The organism is Streptomyces sp. NPDC039736 (assembly GCF_055596485.1).
On sequence record NZ_JBVIUQ010000002.1, the window covers coordinates 75,179 to 93,259 of the forward strand.

At 72.9% G+C, this 18,081-nt stretch carries 18 protein-coding genes; 11 read left to right on the forward strand and 7 right to left on the reverse strand.

The window, feature by feature from the left end; translation table 11 throughout:
* Positions 1-3: 3 nt before the first annotated feature.
* Positions 4-1,410, reverse strand: coding sequence for an LPXTG cell wall anchor domain-containing protein (locus ACZ56L_RS05275; RefSeq protein ID WP_471061833.1), 1,407 nt, complete (start codon positions 1,408-1,410; stop codon positions 4-6).
* 319 nt (positions 1,411-1,729) lie between these two features.
* On the reverse strand, positions 1,730-2,470 hold the full coding sequence (locus tag ACZ56L_RS05280; protein ID WP_471061836.1) for an aquaporin: 741 nt from the start codon (positions 2,468-2,470) through the stop codon (positions 1,730-1,732).
* 265 nt (positions 2,471-2,735) lie between these two features.
* Between ACZ56L_RS05280 and ACZ56L_RS05285 the strand changes: the two genes are divergently transcribed.
* Positions 2,736-3,458, forward strand: a complete 723-nt coding sequence (locus tag ACZ56L_RS05285) for a TetR/AcrR family transcriptional regulator (RefSeq protein WP_471061839.1) — start codon at positions 2,736-2,738, stop codon at positions 3,456-3,458.
* Between the two features lie 225 nt (positions 3,459-3,683).
* The gene (locus ACZ56L_RS05290; protein WP_468692380.1) at positions 3,684-5,219 is read left to right on the forward strand and encodes a M28 family metallopeptidase; all 1,536 of its coding nucleotides are present in this window, start codon (positions 3,684-3,686) and stop codon (positions 5,217-5,219) included.
* Positions 5,220-5,318: 99 nt separating this feature from the next.
* Here the strand turns inward: ACZ56L_RS05290 and ACZ56L_RS05295 are convergent, their stop codons facing one another.
* Complete coding sequence (locus tag ACZ56L_RS05295; RefSeq protein ID WP_401755416.1) at positions 5,319-6,227, reverse strand: LysR family transcriptional regulator; 909 nt, start codon at positions 6,225-6,227, stop codon at positions 5,319-5,321.
* 172 nt (positions 6,228-6,399) lie between these two features.
* Here ACZ56L_RS05295 and ACZ56L_RS05300 point away from each other — a divergent pair, with 172 nt between their 5' ends.
* Positions 6,400-7,740: an SGNH/GDSL hydrolase family protein gene (locus tag ACZ56L_RS05300; RefSeq protein WP_471061842.1), complete on the forward strand. Its 1,341-nt coding sequence runs from the start codon at positions 6,400-6,402 to the stop codon at positions 7,738-7,740.
* A 16-nt stretch (positions 7,741-7,756) separates the two neighbouring features.
* Here ACZ56L_RS05300 and ACZ56L_RS05305 read toward each other — a convergent pair whose 3' ends face one another.
* Together ACZ56L_RS05305 and ACZ56L_RS05310 are read right to left on the reverse strand one after the other, a co-directional pair.
* The gene (locus tag ACZ56L_RS05305) at positions 7,757-8,140 is read right to left on the reverse strand and encodes a DUF6083 domain-containing protein (protein ID WP_345220643.1); all 384 of its coding nucleotides are present in this window, start codon (positions 8,138-8,140) and stop codon (positions 7,757-7,759) included.
* A gap of 195 nt (positions 8,141-8,335) precedes the next feature.
* Entirely contained in the window at positions 8,336-9,115 is a 780-nt protein-coding gene (locus tag ACZ56L_RS05310; protein WP_471061846.1) for a PIG-L deacetylase family protein, read from the reverse strand.
* A 64-nt stretch (positions 9,116-9,179) separates the two neighbouring features.
* On the opposite strand from ACZ56L_RS05310, the gene sigJ reads away from it, so the two are divergent.
* From sigJ to ACZ56L_RS05325, 3 genes are all read left to right on the forward strand, one after another.
* Positions 9,180-10,067, forward strand: coding sequence for an RNA polymerase sigma factor SigJ (sigJ, locus tag ACZ56L_RS05315; RefSeq protein WP_345220648.1), 888 nt, complete (start codon positions 9,180-9,182; stop codon positions 10,065-10,067).
* A 324-nt stretch (positions 10,068-10,391) separates the two neighbouring features.
* Complete coding sequence (locus tag ACZ56L_RS05320) at positions 10,392-11,480, forward strand: NAD(P)/FAD-dependent oxidoreductase (RefSeq protein ID WP_345220650.1); 1,089 nt, start codon at positions 10,392-10,394, stop codon at positions 11,478-11,480.
* Positions 11,481-11,673: 193 nt separating this feature from the next.
* On the forward strand, positions 11,674-12,243 hold the full coding sequence (locus tag ACZ56L_RS05325) for a YqeB family protein (protein WP_471061851.1): 570 nt from the start codon (positions 11,674-11,676) through the stop codon (positions 12,241-12,243).
* Positions 12,244-12,288: 45 nt separating this feature from the next.
* Here the strand turns inward: ACZ56L_RS05325 and cynR are convergent, their stop codons facing one another.
* Complete coding sequence (gene cynR, locus ACZ56L_RS05330) at positions 12,289-13,233, reverse strand: transcriptional regulator CynR (protein ID WP_471061854.1); 945 nt, start codon at positions 13,231-13,233, stop codon at positions 12,289-12,291.
* 152 nt (positions 13,234-13,385) lie between these two features.
* Here cynR and ACZ56L_RS05335 point away from each other — a divergent pair, with 152 nt between their 5' ends.
* The 3 genes from ACZ56L_RS05335 to ACZ56L_RS05345 all read left to right on the forward strand — a co-directional run bounded on the left by ACZ56L_RS05335 (position 13,386) and on the right by ACZ56L_RS05345 (position 15,155).
* Positions 13,386-14,006 carry a carbonic anhydrase gene (locus tag ACZ56L_RS05335; protein WP_471061857.1) on the forward strand — a complete coding sequence of 207 codons (621 nt, stop codon included), beginning with the start codon at positions 13,386-13,388 and terminating at the stop codon, positions 14,004-14,006.
* An 84-nt stretch (positions 14,007-14,090) separates the two neighbouring features.
* On the forward strand, positions 14,091-14,573 hold the full coding sequence (gene cynS / locus ACZ56L_RS05340; RefSeq protein WP_345220658.1) for a cyanase: 483 nt from the start codon (positions 14,091-14,093) through the stop codon (positions 14,571-14,573).
* Positions 14,574-14,657: 84 nt separating this feature from the next.
* The gene (locus ACZ56L_RS05345; RefSeq protein WP_471061861.1) at positions 14,658-15,155 is read left to right on the forward strand and encodes a nucleoside deaminase; all 498 of its coding nucleotides are present in this window, start codon (positions 14,658-14,660) and stop codon (positions 15,153-15,155) included.
* Positions 15,156-15,254: 99 nt separating this feature from the next.
* On the opposite strand, the gene ACZ56L_RS05350 is transcribed toward ACZ56L_RS05345, so the two are convergent.
* Positions 15,255-16,889 carry a helicase HerA-like domain-containing protein gene (locus ACZ56L_RS05350; protein ID WP_471061864.1) on the reverse strand — a complete coding sequence of 545 codons (1,635 nt, stop codon included), beginning with the start codon at positions 16,887-16,889 and terminating at the stop codon, positions 15,255-15,257.
* An 88-nt stretch (positions 16,890-16,977) separates the two neighbouring features.
* On the opposite strand from ACZ56L_RS05350, the gene ACZ56L_RS05355 reads away from it, so the two are divergent.
* Complete coding sequence (locus tag ACZ56L_RS05355) at positions 16,978-17,274, forward strand: type II toxin-antitoxin system VapB family antitoxin (protein ID WP_003955420.1); 297 nt, start codon at positions 16,978-16,980, stop codon at positions 17,272-17,274.
* Positions 17,275-17,422: 148 nt separating this feature from the next.
* Entirely contained in the window at positions 17,423-18,064 is a 642-nt protein-coding gene (locus tag ACZ56L_RS05360) for a LytR C-terminal domain-containing protein (protein ID WP_468691022.1), read from the forward strand.
* The last annotated feature ends 17 nt before the right edge of the window (positions 18,065-18,081 follow it).

Sequence of the window (18,081 nt, forward strand, 5' to 3'; positions counted from 1 at the left end):
CGCTCAGGCCTCCTGGCCCGCCTTCCTGCGTCGTACGACGAACATCGCGCCCGCGCCGAGCACGACCGCCGCGCCCGCCGCGAGGGCGACCTGCGGGGTGCCGGCGGAGCCGGTCGCGGCGAGGTTGCCCGCGTCCGTGGTGACCGGGGTGGCGCTCGCGCCGCCCTGCGGGACCGGGACGTTGGCGGGGTTCGCAACCTTGCCGGGCTTGGCGTCCGGGACCTTGCCGGGGTCGCTGCCCGCGGTGAGGATCGAGAACGTGTACTCCGTCAGGTCGTTGCCGCCGCAGGAGCCGTCCTCGTTGGCGTAGTCACCGGCGGCGAAGGCGATGCCGTCGGCGGCCGGGGCCTTCTTGTCGACCGTCAGGCGCAGCTTCAGGTCGGCGGACTTCCCGGCGTCCAGGTTGGTGACGGTCCCCGCGTACTCGGCCTCCTTGACGTCCTTCCAGTCGTCGGAGCCCGCGCCGGCGGCCTGGAGGCGCAGCAGCTTGCTGATGTCGTCGAAGTTCTTGTTGTCGTGGCCGTAGACCACGGCGAACGGCTTGATCTCGTCGACCTTCTTGCCGGTGCCGTTGGTGACGCGCAGCGTGAAGTTCACCGTCGTACCGGCGACGACCTTGCCGGGCAGCCCGACCAGCGTGGTGCGCAGCTCGGGGCCGACCTTGCACTCGTCGTCGACGGGCGGCTTGGTCGGGTCCACCGGCGGCTTCGTGGGGTCGACCGGCGGCTTGGTGGGGTCGACGGGGGGCTTGGTCGGGTCCACCGGGGGCTTGGTCGGGTCCGGCTTGCCCGCCGCGGCCTCGGCGTCCTTGTACGCCTTGGCCGCGTCGTCGTACACCTTCTTCGCGCTTTCCGCCGCGATGGCCGCCTCGGCGGCCTTCGTCTTGGCGTCCATGTAGCCCTTGAAGAGGTTGCCCTCGGTGAACGAGAGGGTCCTGTCGGCGTCCGACTTGGCCGTGACGGCGAGCTTGTGCTTGTCGTCCGCCGCCTTGACGGCTTCCTTCGCCTTGGTGACATCCGCCTCGGGGGCGTCCTTGGGCAGGTTGGCGAGGGCCTCCTCGGCCTTCGTCAGCTCCGCCTTGGCTGCGGTCAGCGCGGCGCCCGCCTCCTCGGCCGCCTTCTTGGCCTCGGCGATCGGCTTGCGGGCGGGGCTGTCGGGGTTCAGGTACTCGTCGGCGTACTTCTGCGCCGCCGCGGCCTTGGCGGCGGCGGTGTCGTACGCCGTCTTCGCCTCGTCCATGGCCTTCTTGAGCTTCTCCAGCTCGGCCGGGGTCGGCTTCGGCTTCGCGTCCTGCGCCTGGCCGGCCGCCGGCGGGGCGTCGGCGGCGAACGCGGGGGCGACGGACAGGAGCAGTGCGGGGGTGGTGACGGCGGCGACGACGGCCGTCGCGAGCATGCGGCGTATCTTCACGCGGGCCCTTTTCTGGGAAGGGGTCTCCGGTTCGGAGAGACCTCGGAACGAGGAAAGGCGAGGAAAGAGGTGGGGCGCCGCTGCGGAGTGCTGCCTCACGCGGGCGGCGGCCCCGTGATCGTACGACCGGAGAGCGGGTGGGAGAAGGAGAAATCCACACCCCGCCGGGCCGTCGGCCGACTGCCGCTCGCACGAACACGGGCATTCGCGACAGTTGCCCACGGGGCGTGTGTTTTCTCTGTGGGGTGTTTCACAGGGGCGCGTGCGCGGGCACGTCAGAGCGCGTGCGCGGCTGCTTCAGAGCGCGTGCGCGGGCGCTTCAGAGCGCGTGCGGCGGCCCCAACGACCGTACCCGAGGCCGCACATGAGTGCGTGCCCGTGCCCGTACGATCCTGAACGCGGCCGCCGCCAGCAGCGCTCCCAGCACCGGTGCCAGCACGTACGCGGCCAGGTGCGCGGTCTGCCCCGACCACAGTGCGGGGCCGAACTGCCGGGCCGGGTTGACCGAGCCCCCGGTGACCGGGCCGAGCCCGACGATCGCCGCCGCCACGGACCCGCCCATCAGCACTGGCAGCGCGCGGGCGAGGCGGGGAGCGATCAGCGCGTACGCCGCGAGCAGCGTCATCGCGGCCATCGCGGCCGCCTCCAGCGCCAGCACGGCCGTTCCGCTCCAGGTCTCCCCCGGCGCCACCGCCGCCGTGTCGGCCATCGGGCCCCACACCGCGCGGCCGAGCCCCGTGCCCAGCGCCGAGCCCGTCAGTTGCGCCGCGACGAAGGGCAGCACCGCCCGGCCGGGGAACTCCCGCAGCGCCCACAGGCCGACGGTGACCGCCGGGTTGAGGTGCCCGGCGGTGAAGCGCCGCGCGGGGGGCGACATCACGAGGGCGATGGCCGCGCCGACCGCGAGGGCCACCCCGGCGAGGCGGAGGGTGGGGTCCGGGACGGCGGCGACCGCCGGGGAGTCCGGGGCGAGGAGCCACCGTACGACGGTCGAGACGAGGAGGAGCAGAGCGGCCGTGAGAACCAACTCGGCGGCTGCTTCGCGGAGTTGGCGTCTCACTCCGCACTCTCCGCGGGCGCGGGCGCGGGAGCGGGAGCGGGCGCGGGAGCGGGCATGGGCGTAGGCGTGGGCATGGGCGCGGGGCCGGGGACGGTCATGGCGGGGCCTTTCCGGGGGTGTGCGTCAGGCGTGCGCTCCCGTGGCTCTCAACCGGACTGCCATCCGCTTGAGTTGACGCCGCTGACGTTAAGCGGATGGCTATCCGGTTGGCAAGAGGTGGCGGGGAAGAAGTGGATAGCTGTCCGTTTCGGGTACGCTCCCGGCCATGAGCGAGCCCGAGAGCGCCCCCGCCCAGCCGCCGCCCCCGCCCTCGTCCCCCGCCCCGGCCGGCCCCTCCGGCACCGGCGCTCCCGTCGTCCCGCCGCCGGTGGGCCGGGCCGCACTGCCGCTCGCGGAGGGGCCGCCGCCGGAACGCGCCGACGCAGCCCGCAACCGGCGCCGCATCCTGGACGCCGCCGCGCGGATCGTCGCCGACAAGGGCGCCGCCGCCCTCACCATGAACGCGGTCGCGCACGCCAGCGGCATCGGGGTCGGCACCGTCTACCGGCGGTTCGGCGACGTGCAGAACCTCCTGTACGCCCTCCTGGACGACCGGGAGCAGCGGTTCCAGGAGGCGTTCATCAGCGGGCCGCCCCCGCTGGGCCCGGACGCGCTGCCCGCCCCGCCGACGCCGCCCGCGGTACGGCTGCGGGCGTTCCTGCACGCGCTGGCGGACCGCACCGCCGAGCAGCAGGAGCTGCTGCTGGCCGCCGAGAGCGCGTCGCCGCAGGGCCGCTACCACGGTGCTCCGTACCTGACGCTGCACACCCACGTCGCGATGCTGATCGGCCAGATCCAGCCACACGCCAACGCCGCCCTGGTGGCCCATCTGCTGCTCGCCACGCTCTCGCCGAGCGCCGTCCAGCACCTGCGCACGACCCGCGGCGCGACGGCGGACCAGATCAAGGAGGGCCTCGACCAGCTCCTCTCGCTGCACCTGACGGACTGACGCCCCGGGCCGGTGCGCGGCCCAACTGGTGGCACACGCACCCGGGGTGACGCAAGAGCGCCATTCAGCCGTCGTCGCGCGCGTCCCGGCACCCCCGTCCGCACACTCGGGCACGTGAGTATTCGGAAAAGCATTCCCAGACGCCCCCGGAATCGCTAACTTCCCCTCACATTTGTTCGCACCGAGAGGACTTCTGTGAACGCTTCATCCCGCAGTCGCAGATCCATGGCCGCGCTGGCGTCCCTGGCGATCGCCACCCCGCTCCTGCTCGCCGCCGCCACCCCGGCGACCGCGCAGCGCGCCGCCGCCGACCCGGCGAAGGAGGCCGCCAAGCTGGCCAAGAAGCTGGTGGCGGACTCGTCCGGGCCGGGCGCGTTCCAGCACCTCAAGCAGTTCCAGGCGATAGCGGACTCCGCGGGCGGCAACCGCGCCGCAGGTTCGCTGGGCCACGACGCCTCCGGCGCGTACGTGTACAGCCTGCTGAAGAACGCCGGGTACGACGTCCACTACGAGAAGTTCGACTTCGTCTCGATCACCACGCAGGCCGAGACCCTCAAGGTCACCTCGCCGACGCAGCGCGACGTGAAGATCATCGCGATGTCGTACACGAAGTCGACTCCGGTCGGTGGCTTGAACGCGACCCTCGCGGCCGTGCCGGTCGACGACACCACGGGCTGCGAGATCGGCGACTACGCGGCCGGATTCACCGGCAAGATCGCCCTGATCAAGCGCGGCGGCTGCCCCTTCGCGCAGAAGCAGGCGATCGCCGCCGAGGCGGGCGCGGCCGCCGCGATCATCTACAACAACGTTCCGGGCGACCTCAACGGCACCCTGAACAGCGCCGCCGAGGGCAAGCTCCCCACCGGCGGCATCACCCAGGCCGAGGGCGAGGCGCTGGCCGCCGAGATCGCCAAGGGCCCGGTCAAGGTCAACCTGGAGATCCGCCAGCTCCAGCAGAACAAGACCACGCGCAACGTCATCGCGGAGACCAAGGGCGGCAACGCCGACAAGACCGTGATGCTCGGCGCCCACCTGGACTCGGTCGCCGAGGGCCCCGGCATCAACGACAACGCCTCGGGCTCGGCCGGCCTCATCGAGGTCGCCCTGAAGCTCGCCAAGGCCACCAAGAACGGCAAGCAGCCCGCCAACAAGGTGCGCTTCGCCTGGTGGTCCGCGGAGGAGCTGGGTCTGCTCGGCGCCGAGGACTACGTCGCCAAGCTGACCCCGGAGCAGAAGGCGAAGATCAAGCTCTACCTCAACTTCGACATGATCGCCTCGCCGAACTTCGGCCAGTTCGTCTACGACGGCGACAACTCGGACGGCGTCGGCGAGGGTCCGGGCCCGGAGGGCTCCGCCCAGCTCGAGAAGGGCATCAACGACTTCCTCGACAGCAAGAACTTCCCGCACGAGGGCACCGACTTCAGCGGTCGCTCGGACTACGGCCCCTTCATCGAGGTCGGCATCCCGTCGGGCGGCACCTTCACGGGCGCCGAGGGCATCAAGACCCCGGCGCAGGCAGCCAAGTTCGGCGGTACGGCGGGCGTCGCGTACGACAAGTGCTACCACGCGAAGTGCGACGACATCACCAACATCAACGACAAGGCGCTCGACATCAACGTCGACGTGATCGCGAACGCGGTCGGCACGTACGCCCATGACCTGAGCTCGCTCAGCAAGCCGGTCGTCTCGAAGCCGACCACGGGCGGCGACAGCGGCAGCGGTGGGCACAGCGGCCACGACCACGACGGTGTGAGCAGCTAGCACGCCGGCGGTGCGCGGTGGGGCACGGGCGGGCAACCGCCGGTGCCCCACCGTTGTTTCACGTGAAACATGCGTTGCCGAACACGGCGACGGGGCGGGTCAGAGGGCCAATGGGCCGCCGTGCGCCGCGACCGCGTCCCGGACCGCCCCGATGTACGCCTCGGAGCGCGCGTTCGTTCCGCCCGTACGCCACACCAGGGCCACCTCGCTGTCCGGTACGTCGGTGAGCGGGACGTACGCCAGGTCCGGGCGGGCGTAGTACGTCGCCATGGACGCGTCGACCGGCGAGACCCCCTGGCAGGCGGCGATCATCGACAGCATCTCCTGGAACGTGGACACGTCCTGCCCGCGCTCCAGGACCGCCCCACCGGCAGTACGACGCGGCACCTGCGCGTCCCACCAGTAGGCCGGAGCTCCTCCCGTCACACCGAAGAAGCGCTCCCCGGCGGCGTCCTCCAGGGAGACCGAGTCCCGGTGGGCCAGCGGGTGGTGGCAGGGGACGGCCAGCACCCGGGGCTCGGACACGACCGTCGGGCCGACGGTGAGGTCCGGCTCCTCCACCGGGAGCCGCGTGAACAGCACGTCGACCTCGCCCGCACGCAAGGGACCGAGCGGGTCGGCGAACTGCACCTCGCGCAGACGCACCTCGCAGCCGGGCGCCCGCTCGCGGAAGGTGCGCTGGATGTCCCGGGTGAGCTGCCCCGCACCGGAGCCGAGGAAGCCGACGGCGAGGACTCCGTCGACACCGCGCGCGGCGGCCTTCGCACGGTGCAGCACCGCTGCCAACTCGGCGTGCAGCGGCGCCAGTTCGGTGTGCAGTTGACGGCCGAGCGGGGTCAGGGCGACCCTGCGGCTGGTGCGGTCGAAGAGCGGGGCGCCGATGGTGCGCTCCAGGCGCTTGAGGACCTGGCTGACGCGGGCCTGGGAGACGCGCAGCTTCTCGGCGGTGCGGCCGAAGTGGAGTTCGTCGGCGAGGGCCAGGAAGATCTCGGCCTCGTGCCGTTCCATCACCGGTGATCGCCTCCAGGCAGGGTCGTCGCTCTTCCCCGTCGAGCTGGATCGATTGTGCTGGGTTATCGATCGTTGCACGGATCGGCGTTGTTCGGGGCGGGACTGCGGAGGATCTTTGAGGAGTCCGGTCCGGACATCACCCATCGACCCGACTCCCCTGGAGCCAGCCATGCCTTCACGTGCCCGCAGGACCGCGCTCGCCGCCGCCGTCACCCTCGCGCTGAGCGCCGGAACGACGGCTGTCGCGCTGGACCGTACGCACTCCGCTCCCGCGACCGCGCCCTCGCCCGCGGCGACCGGGAAGTGGTCCGCCGCGTGGGCCGCCTCTCCGCAACGGCCTTCCGTCAGCTTCAAGCCCAACTGGTCGGAGGCCGGTTTCGACGACCACACCGTCCGCCAGGTCGTCCGCGTCACCGCGGGCGGCACACAGGCCCGCATCCGCCTGTCCAACGCGTACGGAACCTCCCCGCTGCGGGTGGAGCGCGCCACGGTCGCCCGTACGGACAAGGGCGCGGCGGTCAGAGCGGGCACGGTCCGGGACCTCACCTTCGCCGGCGGGAGGTCGGTGTCCGTCCCGGCGGGCGGGCAGCTCTCCAGCGACCCCGCCGGGCTGCGGCTCACGGCGGGCGACCAGGTGACCGTCACCCTCCACCTCAAGCGGACGACCGGCCCCGCGACCTTCCACGCCCAGTCCTTCACGGACTCCTACCGGGCGGAGGGGGACCACGCGTCCGACGCCTCGGCCGCCGCGTTCACGGAGTCCACCGAGTCCTGGTACTACCTGTCGGGAGTCGACGCGGGGGTCCCGGACACGGGCAAGGACGCGGGTACGGGCACGCCCGCCGGCCCGGGCTCCGACTCCCGCACCCGGCAGCGGGACGGCATCGTCCTCTTCGGCGACTCCATCACCGACGGCTTCGCCTCCACCCCGAACGCCGACCGCCGCTATTCCGACGCCCTCGCCGCCCGTCTGAAGTCCCTGGGCAAGCCCCGCCCGGTCCTCAACGCCGGCATCGGCGGCAACCTCGTCCTCAACGACTCCGCCTGGTTCGGCGAGCGGGCGACGAACCGCTTCTCGCGCGACGCCCTCGACCTGCCGGGCGTCGGTACGGTCGTCGTCCTCCAAGGCGTCAACGACATCGGCTTCCAGGAGACGGACCACCCGCTCTACAAGCCCGCACCGGACATCACCGGCCGCGACCTCATCAACGGGCACAAGGAGCTGATCCGTCAGGCCCGCGCGAAGGGCGTCCGCGTCGTCGGGGCGACGCTGCTCCCGCTCGGCGGCTCCGACCACTACGGCAAGCGGGCGGCAGCGGCGAGCGACGAATTCAACGCGTGGGTCCGCACCTCGGGCGCGTACGACGCGTACGTCGACTTCGACAGGGCGCTCGCCGACCCGGCCGACCCGGAGCGCCTGCGTCCCGCCTTCGACAGCGGCGACCACCTGCACCCCAACGACGCCGGCTACCGCGCGATGGCCGAGGCCCTCGCCCCCGCCGTGCTGTGAGCCCCCCGGCCGGCGGTCACGCCACCGCCGCCGCCGATCTCGCGGGGCACAGGTCGAAGTGGCTGATCCGGCAGGTGTCCGTCGGTATCGAGGAGCCCAGGTTGACGGCCGTCCCGTCGCCCGCGATCCGCCACCGCTTCCCGGCGGGCACGGACCCCACGACCCGCTCGCCCGGCTCGATGAGGATCCACTTCCCACGCACCGTCCGGTGCCACTCGGCCGCCGCCCCGCACCGCTTGCAGAACGTCCCGCCGGACGTACGCGGATCGGGCACGGCCCGCAACTGGCGGGCGGCCGAACCCAGTTCGATCGCCGCGTTCGCCAGCACCTCCGCGAGGACCACGGGCTCCCGCCCGCCGCTCCCCTTCTCGCAGGCCGCGCACACCGCGCGTCCCAGCACCGGGCGCCACCTGCCCTGCGGCCCGCCGCACGCCTCACAACCGTACGAACTGATCATGACCCCCACCCGCAAACCACGTCGATTGCAGCTGACGTGAAGAATGCTTCCACAGGGGTCTGACAATCAGTCCTGGCAATGGCATCGCCGCAGTTCAGCCCCCTCTGGAGAGGGCCAGGACCAGGCCCGGCCGCGGGATCAGCCCCGTTCGACCTCCGTCCACCACTCCCGGCCCAGCAGGGCCGCGAACAGTGGTGTGCGCATGTTCACCAGGGCCCGGAAGGCTCCCGCGCTGCGGCCCGGGCCCCGGACCTGGGACGCGTGGGCGGCCAGGGCGGCCTGCTTGTGCGAGGCGTACCGGCGGGCGTCGACGGCGTGGGTGATCCGTGCGCGGGGCATGTGCTCGACGCGCAGCAGCGCCGTACGGAAGGTCCGTGGGCCGCGCAGGAGGGCCAGAGGGGACATCAGGAGGGAGGTGAGGCGGAGGAGACGGATGGGGGCGGTGAGGGGAATGGCGGCGGTCAAGGTGCGGACGCCACCCGCCCGCCGGGCCGCGCGCAGGGCGACCTCGTGGGCGTGGACGTGGTCGCGATGGCCGTAGCCGCCGCCCGCGTCGTGGGTGAGGAGCAGGTCCGCCCGCTCCTCCCGGAGGATCGCGGCCAGCTTCTCCGCCGCCTCCTCGTGCGGAGCCCGTACGAAGCGCCGCCGGTCCGGCGGGTCCGGGTACAGGTCCTTGCCGTGGCCGCTGTCGGCGTAGCCCAGGGTGGTCACCCGGGCCGCTCCCAACGCCGCTCCGGAGGACGCGAGTTCCCGCAGGCGCACCTGGTCCTCCCGTACCGGGCCCATCTCGCCGTCCGTCGCGGACACCAGCACCACCCGGTGCCCCTCCGCCGCCGCGCGGGCCAGGGTGCCGCCCGCGTGCAGGACCTCGTCGTCGGGGTGGGCGAAGAACGCGATGAGTGTGGGCACGCCACCCATCCTCGCAAAGCCCGTCTAGGGTCGGTGGCACCTGCCCTCGCACCTCACCCCCGGAGCGGAAACCATGGCGGACCAGGCCGAGTTCGAACAGCATCGTGCGCATCTGCACGCCGTCGCCTACCGCATCACCGGGTCCGTCGCCGACGCCGACGACGCGGTGCAGGAGGCCTGGCTGCGGTGGAACGCGGTCGAGGACGGCACGGCCGGCAATCCGCGTGCGTACCTGACGACGACGGTCAGCCGTCTCTGTTACGACCAACTGACCTCCGCCCGGGCCCGCCGGGAGCGGTACGTGGGCCCGTGGCTCCCGGAGCCGCTGGTCACCGCGCCGGCGGAGGAGGGCCCTGCGGAGCGGGTCGCGCTGGACGAGTCGGTGAGCACGGCCATGCTGACCGTGCTGGAGAGCCTGACGCCGGCGGAACGGGTGGCGTTCGTGCTGCACGACGTGTTCGGGGTGCCGTTCCCGGAGATCGCCCAGGCGCTGGACAAGTCGCCCGCCGCCGTACGGCAGTCCGCGTCGACGGCGCGCAAGCACGTACGGGAGGCCAGACCGCGGCAGCGGGTCGGGCGGGACGAGCACCGACGGGCGGTGGAGACCTTCCTCGCCGCGATCACCGGCAGCGGCGACCTCGACGCGCTCCTGCGCGTCCTCGCCCCGCAGGTGGTCTGGCGTTCCGACGGCGGCGGCGTCGTCAGCGCGGCACGGCGGCCGGTCAGGGGCGCGGCGAAGGTGGCGGCGCTCGCGCAGGGGATCTACCGGTTCTTCGACCCGGCGAGCATGCGGATTCTGCGGTACGACGTGAACGGCGCGCCGGGACTGGTGCTGGACGCGCGGGCGGTCGGGTACCACGGCACGCTGTCGTTCACGATCGGGGAGGACGGGCTGATCAGCGGGATCGACGTGGTCCTGAACCCCGAGAAGCTGGGGCATCTGGACTTCGACGCGCTGTAGGGGCGTTCCGGGGGCCGGGTCCGGGGAGCCGTGGGCCGAGGCCGAGGCCGGGGTCGGAGCTGGAGCCGGGGTCAGGGTTGGGGCCGGGCCCCGGGCGGAGGTCCGGCCTTCTCGTTCCGGCCCCCGCCCCCGGCGCCCGGCCCCCGCCCCCGGCCCCCGGCCCCCGGTCCTTGGCCCTTGGTCGGACCCGGGTCGGTACGAGCGTCCTCCCCCGGCAGAAGCCGGCCGCGCCCCACCCGGCCCAGCCCCCCCGCCGGCAAGCGGCCGGGAGCCCGTGTGGCCCACACGACCTCACACTTTCCGCCTCCGCGTCGTCCCCCGGGCATGAACACTCACCGCACCCCCCGCACCCTCGTCATCGGAGCCGGCTACTCCGGGCTCATGGCCGCCCTGCGGCTGGCCCCGCACGTCCCCGTCACCCTCGTCGACCCCGTCGGCCACCTCACCGAGCGCATCCGGCTGCACGAGGTCGCCGCCGGGCGGCCCGAGGCCGAGGTCGTGCACCCGCTCCGGCGCTTCCTGCGGCACACCCGCATCACCCATCACACCGCCCGCGCGACCGACCTCGACCCGGCCGCCCGCACCGTCACCCTCGACACCGGGCTGGTCCTGCCGTACGACCGTCTCGTGTACGCCCTCGGCAGCACCACCCGCCTCCCCGCCGCCCACACCGAGCGCCTCTTCACCGCCGAGTCCGCCCCCGCCCTGCACAAACGCCTCCTCGACGGGCCCGGCCGCCTCGCCGTCGTCGGCGGCGGCCTCACCGGCATCGAGACGGCCGCCGAGATCGCCGAACGGTGCGGCCGCGACTGGCAGGTGCGGCTCCTCACCTCCGGCGGCCTCGCCCCCGGCGTCAGCGCCAAGGGCCGCGCCCATCTGCACGCGACGCTCGCCGCCCTCGGCGTACGGGTGACGGAGGGCGCCCGCGTCGACGACCCGGACGCCGTGGACGCCGACGTCGTCGTCTGGTCGGCGTCGATGGTCCCCGGCACCGCGCTCGCCGCCCGCGCCGGCCTCGCCCTCAACTCCCTCGGCCGCATCGACGTCGACGCCTCCCGGCGCAGCGTCTCGCACCCGGAGATCTACGTGCCGGGCGACGCGGGCGGCACTCAGCGGATGTCCTGCCAGGCCGCCCTGCCCACCGGCTCACGGGTCGCGTCCTCGATCCTCGCGGAGGCGCGCGGCAAGGCCCCGGACGCCCGCCCGGTCGCGTTCGTCCTCCAGTGCGTCAGCCTCGGCCGCGCCGACGGCCTCGTCCAGTCCGTACGCTCCGACGACTCGCCCCGCGAACTCACCCTCACCGGCAAGCCCGCCGCCTTCGTCAAGGAGCAGATCTGCCGCAGCACCGTCCGCGCCCTGGCCCTGGCCTCCCGCAGGCCCGGCGCACTCCCGGCGGTCCCCGGGCTGGGCTGAGGCGCGGCGCGGAAGGAGCGCCGGGCCCCGGGAACGCAGGGCACGTACGCACAAAGGAGGACGCCCCTCCCACCTGCGTCGGAGACCGAAGTCGCCGCGTTCCCACCCATCGGGTGATGCCCGGCGCTTCCCCGGTTCACTAGGCTCGAAACATGAACCGGGCACGACCGGCCCGCCGACGGGGGAGCCACGCATGAGCCACAACGAACCAGCCGCAGCAACCGTGTTGGGATACTCCCGCACCCGCCTCCTGCGCATCCTCGTCGGCTTTCCGGCCGTCGGCCTCGGCATCGGCTTCCTGCTGCCGCCGGTGGCCCGCTGGGTCGACGGCTCGGCGACGGGTCCGCTGCGCCGCGTCGCCGCCGCGCTCGGCGGCCTGGATCAGCCCTGGCAGATCGCGCTGTGCGCACTGGCCGCCACCGCGTTCGGGCTGCTCGCGGCGTACGTCGCCGTCGCCGACGCGACCCGGCTGACCGTGACCGAGGACGCGCTGGTCCTCGCGCCGCGCGACGGCAGGAAGGCCACGACGCTGGCCCGCGCCGACGTGGCGGCCGTCTACCTGGACCGCCGGGACCTCGTGGTGCTCGACGCCGCCGGGCGGGAACTGGCGCGCGGCCCGCGTCAGGCCTCACGGCACGCGCTGAGCACGGCGCTCCTCGCGCACGGCCACCCCTGGCGGGACGAGGCCCCGGCCACGCCGCAGCCGGCCGCAGCCGCCGCCCTCACCGCCCCGCTGGCCGCCCCCTCACTCACGTCGCGATAGGCGCCGACGCAGCCGACACCGGACGGCCCTCCTCCGCTCCCCTCGTCACACCCCCCGCAGCCCCTCCTCCCGGACCCACCCCGCCACCCGCTCCTCGAACGCCCGCGCCGCCGCGCTCCGGTACGCCGAGTCCCGGCGCAGCAGCGCCGCCGTCCGCGCGGGCAGCGCGGGTTCGACCGGCACCCGCCGCAGCCGGCCGTCGCCCGCCGCGATGGGGTCCGGCAGCACGGTCGCCAGGCCGCCCCGCCCGACGACCTCCACCAGCACGCCGAGCGAGTTCGCCTCGACCGCGATGCCGGGCCGCACGCCCTCCCGCTCGAAGTAGGCATCGATGTGGCGCCGGGTCGCGAAGTCACCGCTGAGCAGCGCGAGCTGCTGCCCCGACAGCGACGTCAGCGGCACGGGACCACTCCCCGCGTCCCGCTCCGCGTACGGATGCCCCGGCCCGACCACGAGCCCCAGCGTCTCCTCGAACAACGGCGTCACCACGATCCCCGGCGCGTGCCCGCCGGCAGCCCCCTCCCCCGCCACGCGCTCGCCCGTGAAGGCGATGCCCACGTCGACCCGGTCGTCGAGGAGTTCGGCCTCGATGCGCGCCTGCGTCATCTCCCGCACGTCGAGCGTGATCCCCGGGTGACGGGCGTGGAAGTCCGCGACCAGCCGCCCCACCAGGTACGTCGCGAACGTCGGCGTCATCGCGACCCGCAGCGTCCCCCGCGAGAGGTCCCCCACGTCCAGCACCGCCCGCTCGCCGGCCGCCAGGTCCCGCAGTGCCCGGCGCGCGTACGCCGCGTACGCCTCACCCGCGTCGGTGAGCCGCACCGACCGCCCGGAACGGTCGAGCAACTGCACCTTCAACGCCCGTTCCAACTGCTTGACCTGCTGCGAGAGCGTCGGCTGCGAGATGTGCAGGGCCTCGGCGGCGCGCGTGAAGTTCGCGTGCTCGGCGACGGCGAGGAGATAGCGGAGGTGACGGAGTTCCAGAGCCATGACCTCGACTATAGATGCGACCTATCACTGACAGCGGCAACAGCTCTTGGACTCTATAGAGCCAGCTCATGCATGGTGGAGCACGTCGGACGAACAGCCCGGCGAACCGGGCGAGAGCCCCCGTCAGCCGCAAGGCCGCAAGGAGTGGTCCCATGCCGGAGATCGCAGCAGGATTCGAGGCCGGAGTCGAGCGCTTCCGGCGCGAGGCCTTCCCGCCCAGAGCCGAGCTCTTCCGGCGGCTGGCCACCACCCACACGCCGAACGCCCTGTTCATCGGCTGCTCGGACGCCCGGGTCGTCCCCGAACTGATCACCCAGCGCGAACCGGGCGAGCTGTTCGTCATCCGTACGGCGGGAAACCTCGTCCCGGCGTACGGGCAGGGCGCGGACGGCATCGCCGCCAGCATCGAGTACGCGGTGAACGCCCTCGGGGTCGCCGACATCGTCGTCTGCGGCCACTCCGCCTGCGGCGCGATGACCGCGCTGGCCTCCGGCACGGACATGTCGTCCCTGCCCGCCACGGCCGGCTGGCTGCGGCACGCGGACTCCTCGCAGGCGCTGCTGGACGCCTCCCAGCAGGGCGAGGAGCGGATCGCCGCCCTCATCCGGTTCAACGTGGCCACGCAGCTCACCCACCTGCGCACCCACCCCTCGGTGGCGCGCGCCCTGGCCCGCGACGCACTCACCCTGCACGGCTGGGTCTACGACATCGGCTCCGGCCGCGTCGAAGCCCTCGACACGGCTGCGGGAGCACCGGCCCGACAGGCCGCCTGACCCCACGACCCCCTCCCCCCACGAGACCCGACTCCCCACGCACGAAACCCAATTCCTCCCACGCACGAAAGCAGGACCTCCTCCATGACCACCCTCCACGCCCAGGCCGACCAGAACTCCCGTCAGCAGCTCACCGTCGCGGCCATCGAGGCCAAGACCCGCCGTGACCTGTCCTGGAAGGAGATCGCCGAGCCGACCGGCCTGTCCGTCGCCTTCGTGACGGCCGCCCTCCTCGGCCAGCACCCGCTGCCCGCCGACGCCGCCCGCACGGTCGCCGACCTGCTCGGCCTGGACGACGCGGCCGTACGCCTCCTCCAGACCGTCCCGATGCGCGGCAGCATCGTCGGCAACGGCGGCATCCCCACGGACCCGACCATCTACCGCTTCTACGAAATGCTCCAGGTGTACGGGACCACGCTGAAGGCCCTGGTGCACGAGGAGTTCGGGGACGGCATCATCTCGGCGATCAACTTCAGGCTGGACGTGCAGAAGGTCGCGGACCCCGAGGGCGGCGAGCGGGCCGTCATCACGCTGGACGGCAAGTACCTCCCCACCAAGCCCTTCTAATCCTCCACCGGGGCGGGGACGTTTCACGTGAAACGTCCCCGCCCCGGAACCGCCTCCGCAGCAACGCCCCGGAAAGGAAGCCCCATGGACTTCGCCCAGCGCACCATCGACCTCGCCCGCGCCAACGTGGCGGAGGGCGGTCGCCCCTTCGCCACCGTCATCGTCCGCAACGGCGAGATCGTCGCCGAGAGCGGCAACCAGGTCGCCCAGAGCGGGGACCCGACGGCCCACGCCGAGATCCTCGCGATCCGTGACGCGTGCACCAAGCTCGGCACGGAGCACCTGACGGACTGCACGATCTACGTTCTGGCACACCCGTGCCCGATGTGCCTCGGCTCGCTCTACTACTGCTCACCGGCCGAGGTCGTCTTCCTCACCACGCGCGAGGAGTACGAGCCGCACTACGTCGACGACCGCAAGTACTTCGAGCTCGGCACCTTCTACGAGGAGTTCGCGAAGCCGTGGCAGGACCGGCGGCTGCCGATGCGGCACGACGCGCGCGAGGCGGCGGTGGACGTCTACCGCGACTGGCAGTCCCGCAACGGCGGCCGACGCCGGGTCCCGGGCACCCCTCGCGCCTGACCCACCGCCCCCGGGCCGCCGAGCAGGCGACGGGTGACGGGCAGCACAGGCGGCAGGCGGTGGGCGGCAGGCGACGGGCGATGTGACGAAGCCTCCCCCTCACCGCCGCCGGCGCGACGTCCCGAAGACCGACCTGCTGATCTCCCTCCCCAACTGCGTCCCGATCGACCGGGCCAGCGACTTGAACATCCCGCTCCCCATCACCTGCTCGATCAGCGAAGGGTCGTCCCGCTCCCCGGCCGGAGCGGGCGCCGGGGCCTGCGCGGACGGGACCTGCGCGGCCGGGACCTGCGAAGCCTGGAGCTTCTCGTACGCCGACTCCCGGTCGACCGCCTCCGCGTACCGCCCGTACAGCGGCGACGCCCGCACCGCCCGGTCCAGCGCCTCGTCCCCCACCGGGCCCATCAGCGACTCCGGCGCCCTCAGCCGCGTCGCCGCCACCGGAGTCGGCGCGCCCTTCTCGCTCAGCACGGTGATCACCGCCTCGCCCGTACCGAGGCCGGTCAGGACCTCCTCCAGGTCGTAGGGGGAGGTCGGGAAGGTCCGCACCGCGGCCCGCAGGGCCTTCGCGTCGTCCGGCGTGAAGGCCCGCAGCGCGTGCTGGACCCGGTTGCCGAGCTGGGCCAGGACGTCTGCCGGGACGTCCTTCGGGGTCTGCGTCACGAAGAAGACGCCGACCCCCTTGGAGCGGATCAGCCGCACGGTCTGGGTGACGGCTTCCAGGAAGGCCTTCGAGGCCCCGCTGAACAGCAGGTGCGCCTCGTCGAAGAAGAAGACCAGCTTCGGCCGGTCCAGGTCCCCGACCTCCGGCAGGTCGTGGAAGAGGTCCGCCAGCAGCCACATCAGGAACGTCGAGAAGAGCTGCGGACTGCGCTGCACCGCCGCCAGCTCCAGCACCGAGACCAGCCCCCGCCCGTCCGCCGCCCGGCGGAGCAGCTCGACGGTGTCGAACTCCGGCTCCCCGAAGAACGCGCCCGCCCCCTCCTGCTCGAAGACGGTGAGGGCGCGCAGGATGACACCGGCCGTCACCGTCGACAGGCCCCCGATGCCCTTCAGCTCCGGCTTGCCCACGTCCGAGGTCAGGAACGCGACGACCGCCCGCAGGTCCTTCAGGTCGACGAGTTCGAGCCCCTTCGCGTCCGCGTAGTGGAAGATCAGGCCGAGCGACTGCTCCTGGGTCCGGTTGAGCCCCAGCACCTTGGCGAGCAGCACCGGGCCGAAACTCGTCACCGTCGCCCGCAGCGGGATGCCCGGGCCGATGCCGCCCAGCGCGTAGTACTCGCACGGGTACCCGGTGGCGGACCACTCCTGGCCGACCGCCGCCGCCCGCTCCCGCACCTTCTCGCTCTCCTCGCCCGGCGCGCCGATGCCCGACACGTCGCCCTTGACGTCGGCCAGGAACACCGGGACGCCCTGCGCGGAGAGCTGTTCGGCGACGAGCTGGAGGGTCTTGGTCTTCCCGGTGCCGGTCGCGCCCGCCACCAGACCGTGCCGGTTGAGCACGGCGAGGGGGACGCGGATCTGCGCCCCGGGGAGGCAGGTCCCGTTCCAGAGCAGCGCGCCGAGGTCCAGCGCGGGGCCCGTGAAGGCGTACCCGGCCACGATCGACGCGGCCTCGGCGTCCAGGGAGGGAGCCGGGGACGCGGCCGGGGAAGCAGGGGAAGCGACCGGAGAAGGGGCCGGTGAGGGGCCCGGAGCATCGCTCATGTCACCGGAGGGGGTACTTCCGCTCATCGTTTGCTCCCGTTCTGGCGCTGAATACGACCTTTGCACCCCTCCCTCATGGCTGCGCCCGGAGCACCTTCCCCGGTAGGCTTTCCGTGTGATCTTCAAGCGCATCGGAAACGGCCGGCCGTACCCCGACCACGGCCGGGAAAGCACCCGGCAGTGGGCGGACGTCGCGCCGCGCCCGGTCCGCCTCGATCAGCTCGTCACCACCAAGGGCCAGCTGGACCTGGAGACCCTCCTCGCCGAGGACTCCACCTTCTACGGCGACCTCTTCGCGCACGTCGTGAAGTGGCAGGGCGACCTGTACCTGGAGGACGGACTGCACCGCGCGGTCCGCGCCGCGCTCCAGCAGCGCCAGGTGCTGCACGCCCGCGTCCTCGAACTGGGCTGACCCACAAGGGACTTCCCGGGCGGCCCCCCGGGCCCTTCCGGCACCCGTCACGGCACTCGGGTGTCCCATTGGCCCTTTTGGGTCGGTCATTGACCCATTCGTTGATCATTTAGTACGCATTCACTCCGGACGGCACTACGCTGCGCCCATGAGCATGCTGACTCCCCCCGGCATGGGCGGAAAGTACCGCATCACGGGTAACGCCTATCCCCGGATGCGCCGTCCCCACCGCCGCCGCCGGATCATCGCCCTGGCCGTCGCGGCCGTCGTCGCGCTCGGCCTGGCCGGATGGGGAACGATGCAGCTCGTCGACGTCTTCACCGGTGGTGAGAAGAAGGCCGTGGCGGGCGGCAAGAAGCCCGGCTGCACACCGGCGACGACCGGCGCGGCCGTTCCCGCCAAGGACGCGGTGAAGCTGCCGAAGCCCGCCGCGGTCAAGGTCAACGTCTACAACGCGACCGTGCGCCCCGGCCTCGCCAAGCAGGTCGGCGAGGAGCTGAAGAAGCGCGGCTTCACCGTGGTGAAGACGGAGAACGCGCCCAAGGAGTACGACAAGAAGGTGCCGGCCGCCGCCCTGCTCGTCGGCGCGCCCAAGTCCCTCCAGGCACAGCTCCCGGTTCTCGGCACCCAGCTCAGGGGCGCCGAGAAGAAGGCCGACGCCCGGGGTGCCCAGGAGGTCGACTTCATCATCGGCAACGCCTTCAAGGCCCTGGACGCCCAGAAGGACGCGGACGCGGCCCTGGCCGCCCTGGCCAAGCCCGCCCCCGCGCCCTCCGGCGAGAAGTGCTGAACGTTCCTGTCGTGGCG

What these genes read in the sequence shown, in the direction of transcription:
- ACZ56L_RS05285 (WP_471061839.1), top strand. Translation starts at nt 2,736, where the DNA reads ATGAGCGAGCCCGAGAGCGCCCCCGCCCAGCCGCCGCCCCCGCCCTCG.
- ACZ56L_RS05290 (WP_468692380.1), top strand. Translation starts at nt 3,684, where the DNA reads ATGGCCGCGCTGGCGTCCCTGGCGATCGCCACCCCGCTCCTGCTCGCC.
- ACZ56L_RS05295 (WP_401755416.1), bottom strand. Translation starts at nt 6,227, where the DNA reads ATGGAACGGCACGAGGCCGAGATCTTCCTGGCCCTCGCCGACGAACTC.
- ACZ56L_RS05300 (WP_471061842.1), top strand. Translation starts at nt 6,400, where the DNA reads ATGCCTTCACGTGCCCGCAGGACCGCGCTCGCCGCCGCCGTCACCCTC.
- ACZ56L_RS05310 (WP_471061846.1), bottom strand. Translation starts at nt 9,115, where the DNA reads ATGGGTGGCGTGCCCACACTCATCGCGTTCTTCGCCCACCCCGACGAC.
- sigJ (WP_345220648.1), top strand. Translation starts at nt 9,180, where the DNA reads ATGGCGGACCAGGCCGAGTTCGAACAGCATCGTGCGCATCTGCACGCC.
- ACZ56L_RS05320 (WP_345220650.1), top strand. Translation starts at nt 10,392, where the DNA reads ATGAACACTCACCGCACCCCCCGCACCCTCGTCATCGGAGCCGGCTAC.
- ACZ56L_RS05325 (WP_471061851.1), top strand. Translation starts at nt 11,674, where the DNA reads ATGAGCCACAACGAACCAGCCGCAGCAACCGTGTTGGGATACTCCCGC.
- cynR (WP_471061854.1), bottom strand. Translation starts at nt 13,233, where the DNA reads ATGGCTCTGGAACTCCGTCACCTCCGCTATCTCCTCGCCGTCGCCGAG.
- ACZ56L_RS05335 (WP_471061857.1), top strand. Translation starts at nt 13,386, where the DNA reads ATGCCGGAGATCGCAGCAGGATTCGAGGCCGGAGTCGAGCGCTTCCGG.
- cynS (WP_345220658.1), top strand. Translation starts at nt 14,091, where the DNA reads ATGACCACCCTCCACGCCCAGGCCGACCAGAACTCCCGTCAGCAGCTC.
- ACZ56L_RS05345 (WP_471061861.1), top strand. Translation starts at nt 14,658, where the DNA reads ATGGACTTCGCCCAGCGCACCATCGACCTCGCCCGCGCCAACGTGGCG.
- ACZ56L_RS05350 (WP_471061864.1), bottom strand. Translation starts at nt 16,889, where the DNA reads ATGAGCGGAAGTACCCCCTCCGGTGACATGAGCGATGCTCCGGGCCCC.
- ACZ56L_RS05360 (WP_468691022.1), top strand. Translation starts at nt 17,423, where the DNA reads ATGAGCATGCTGACTCCCCCCGGCATGGGCGGAAAGTACCGCATCACG.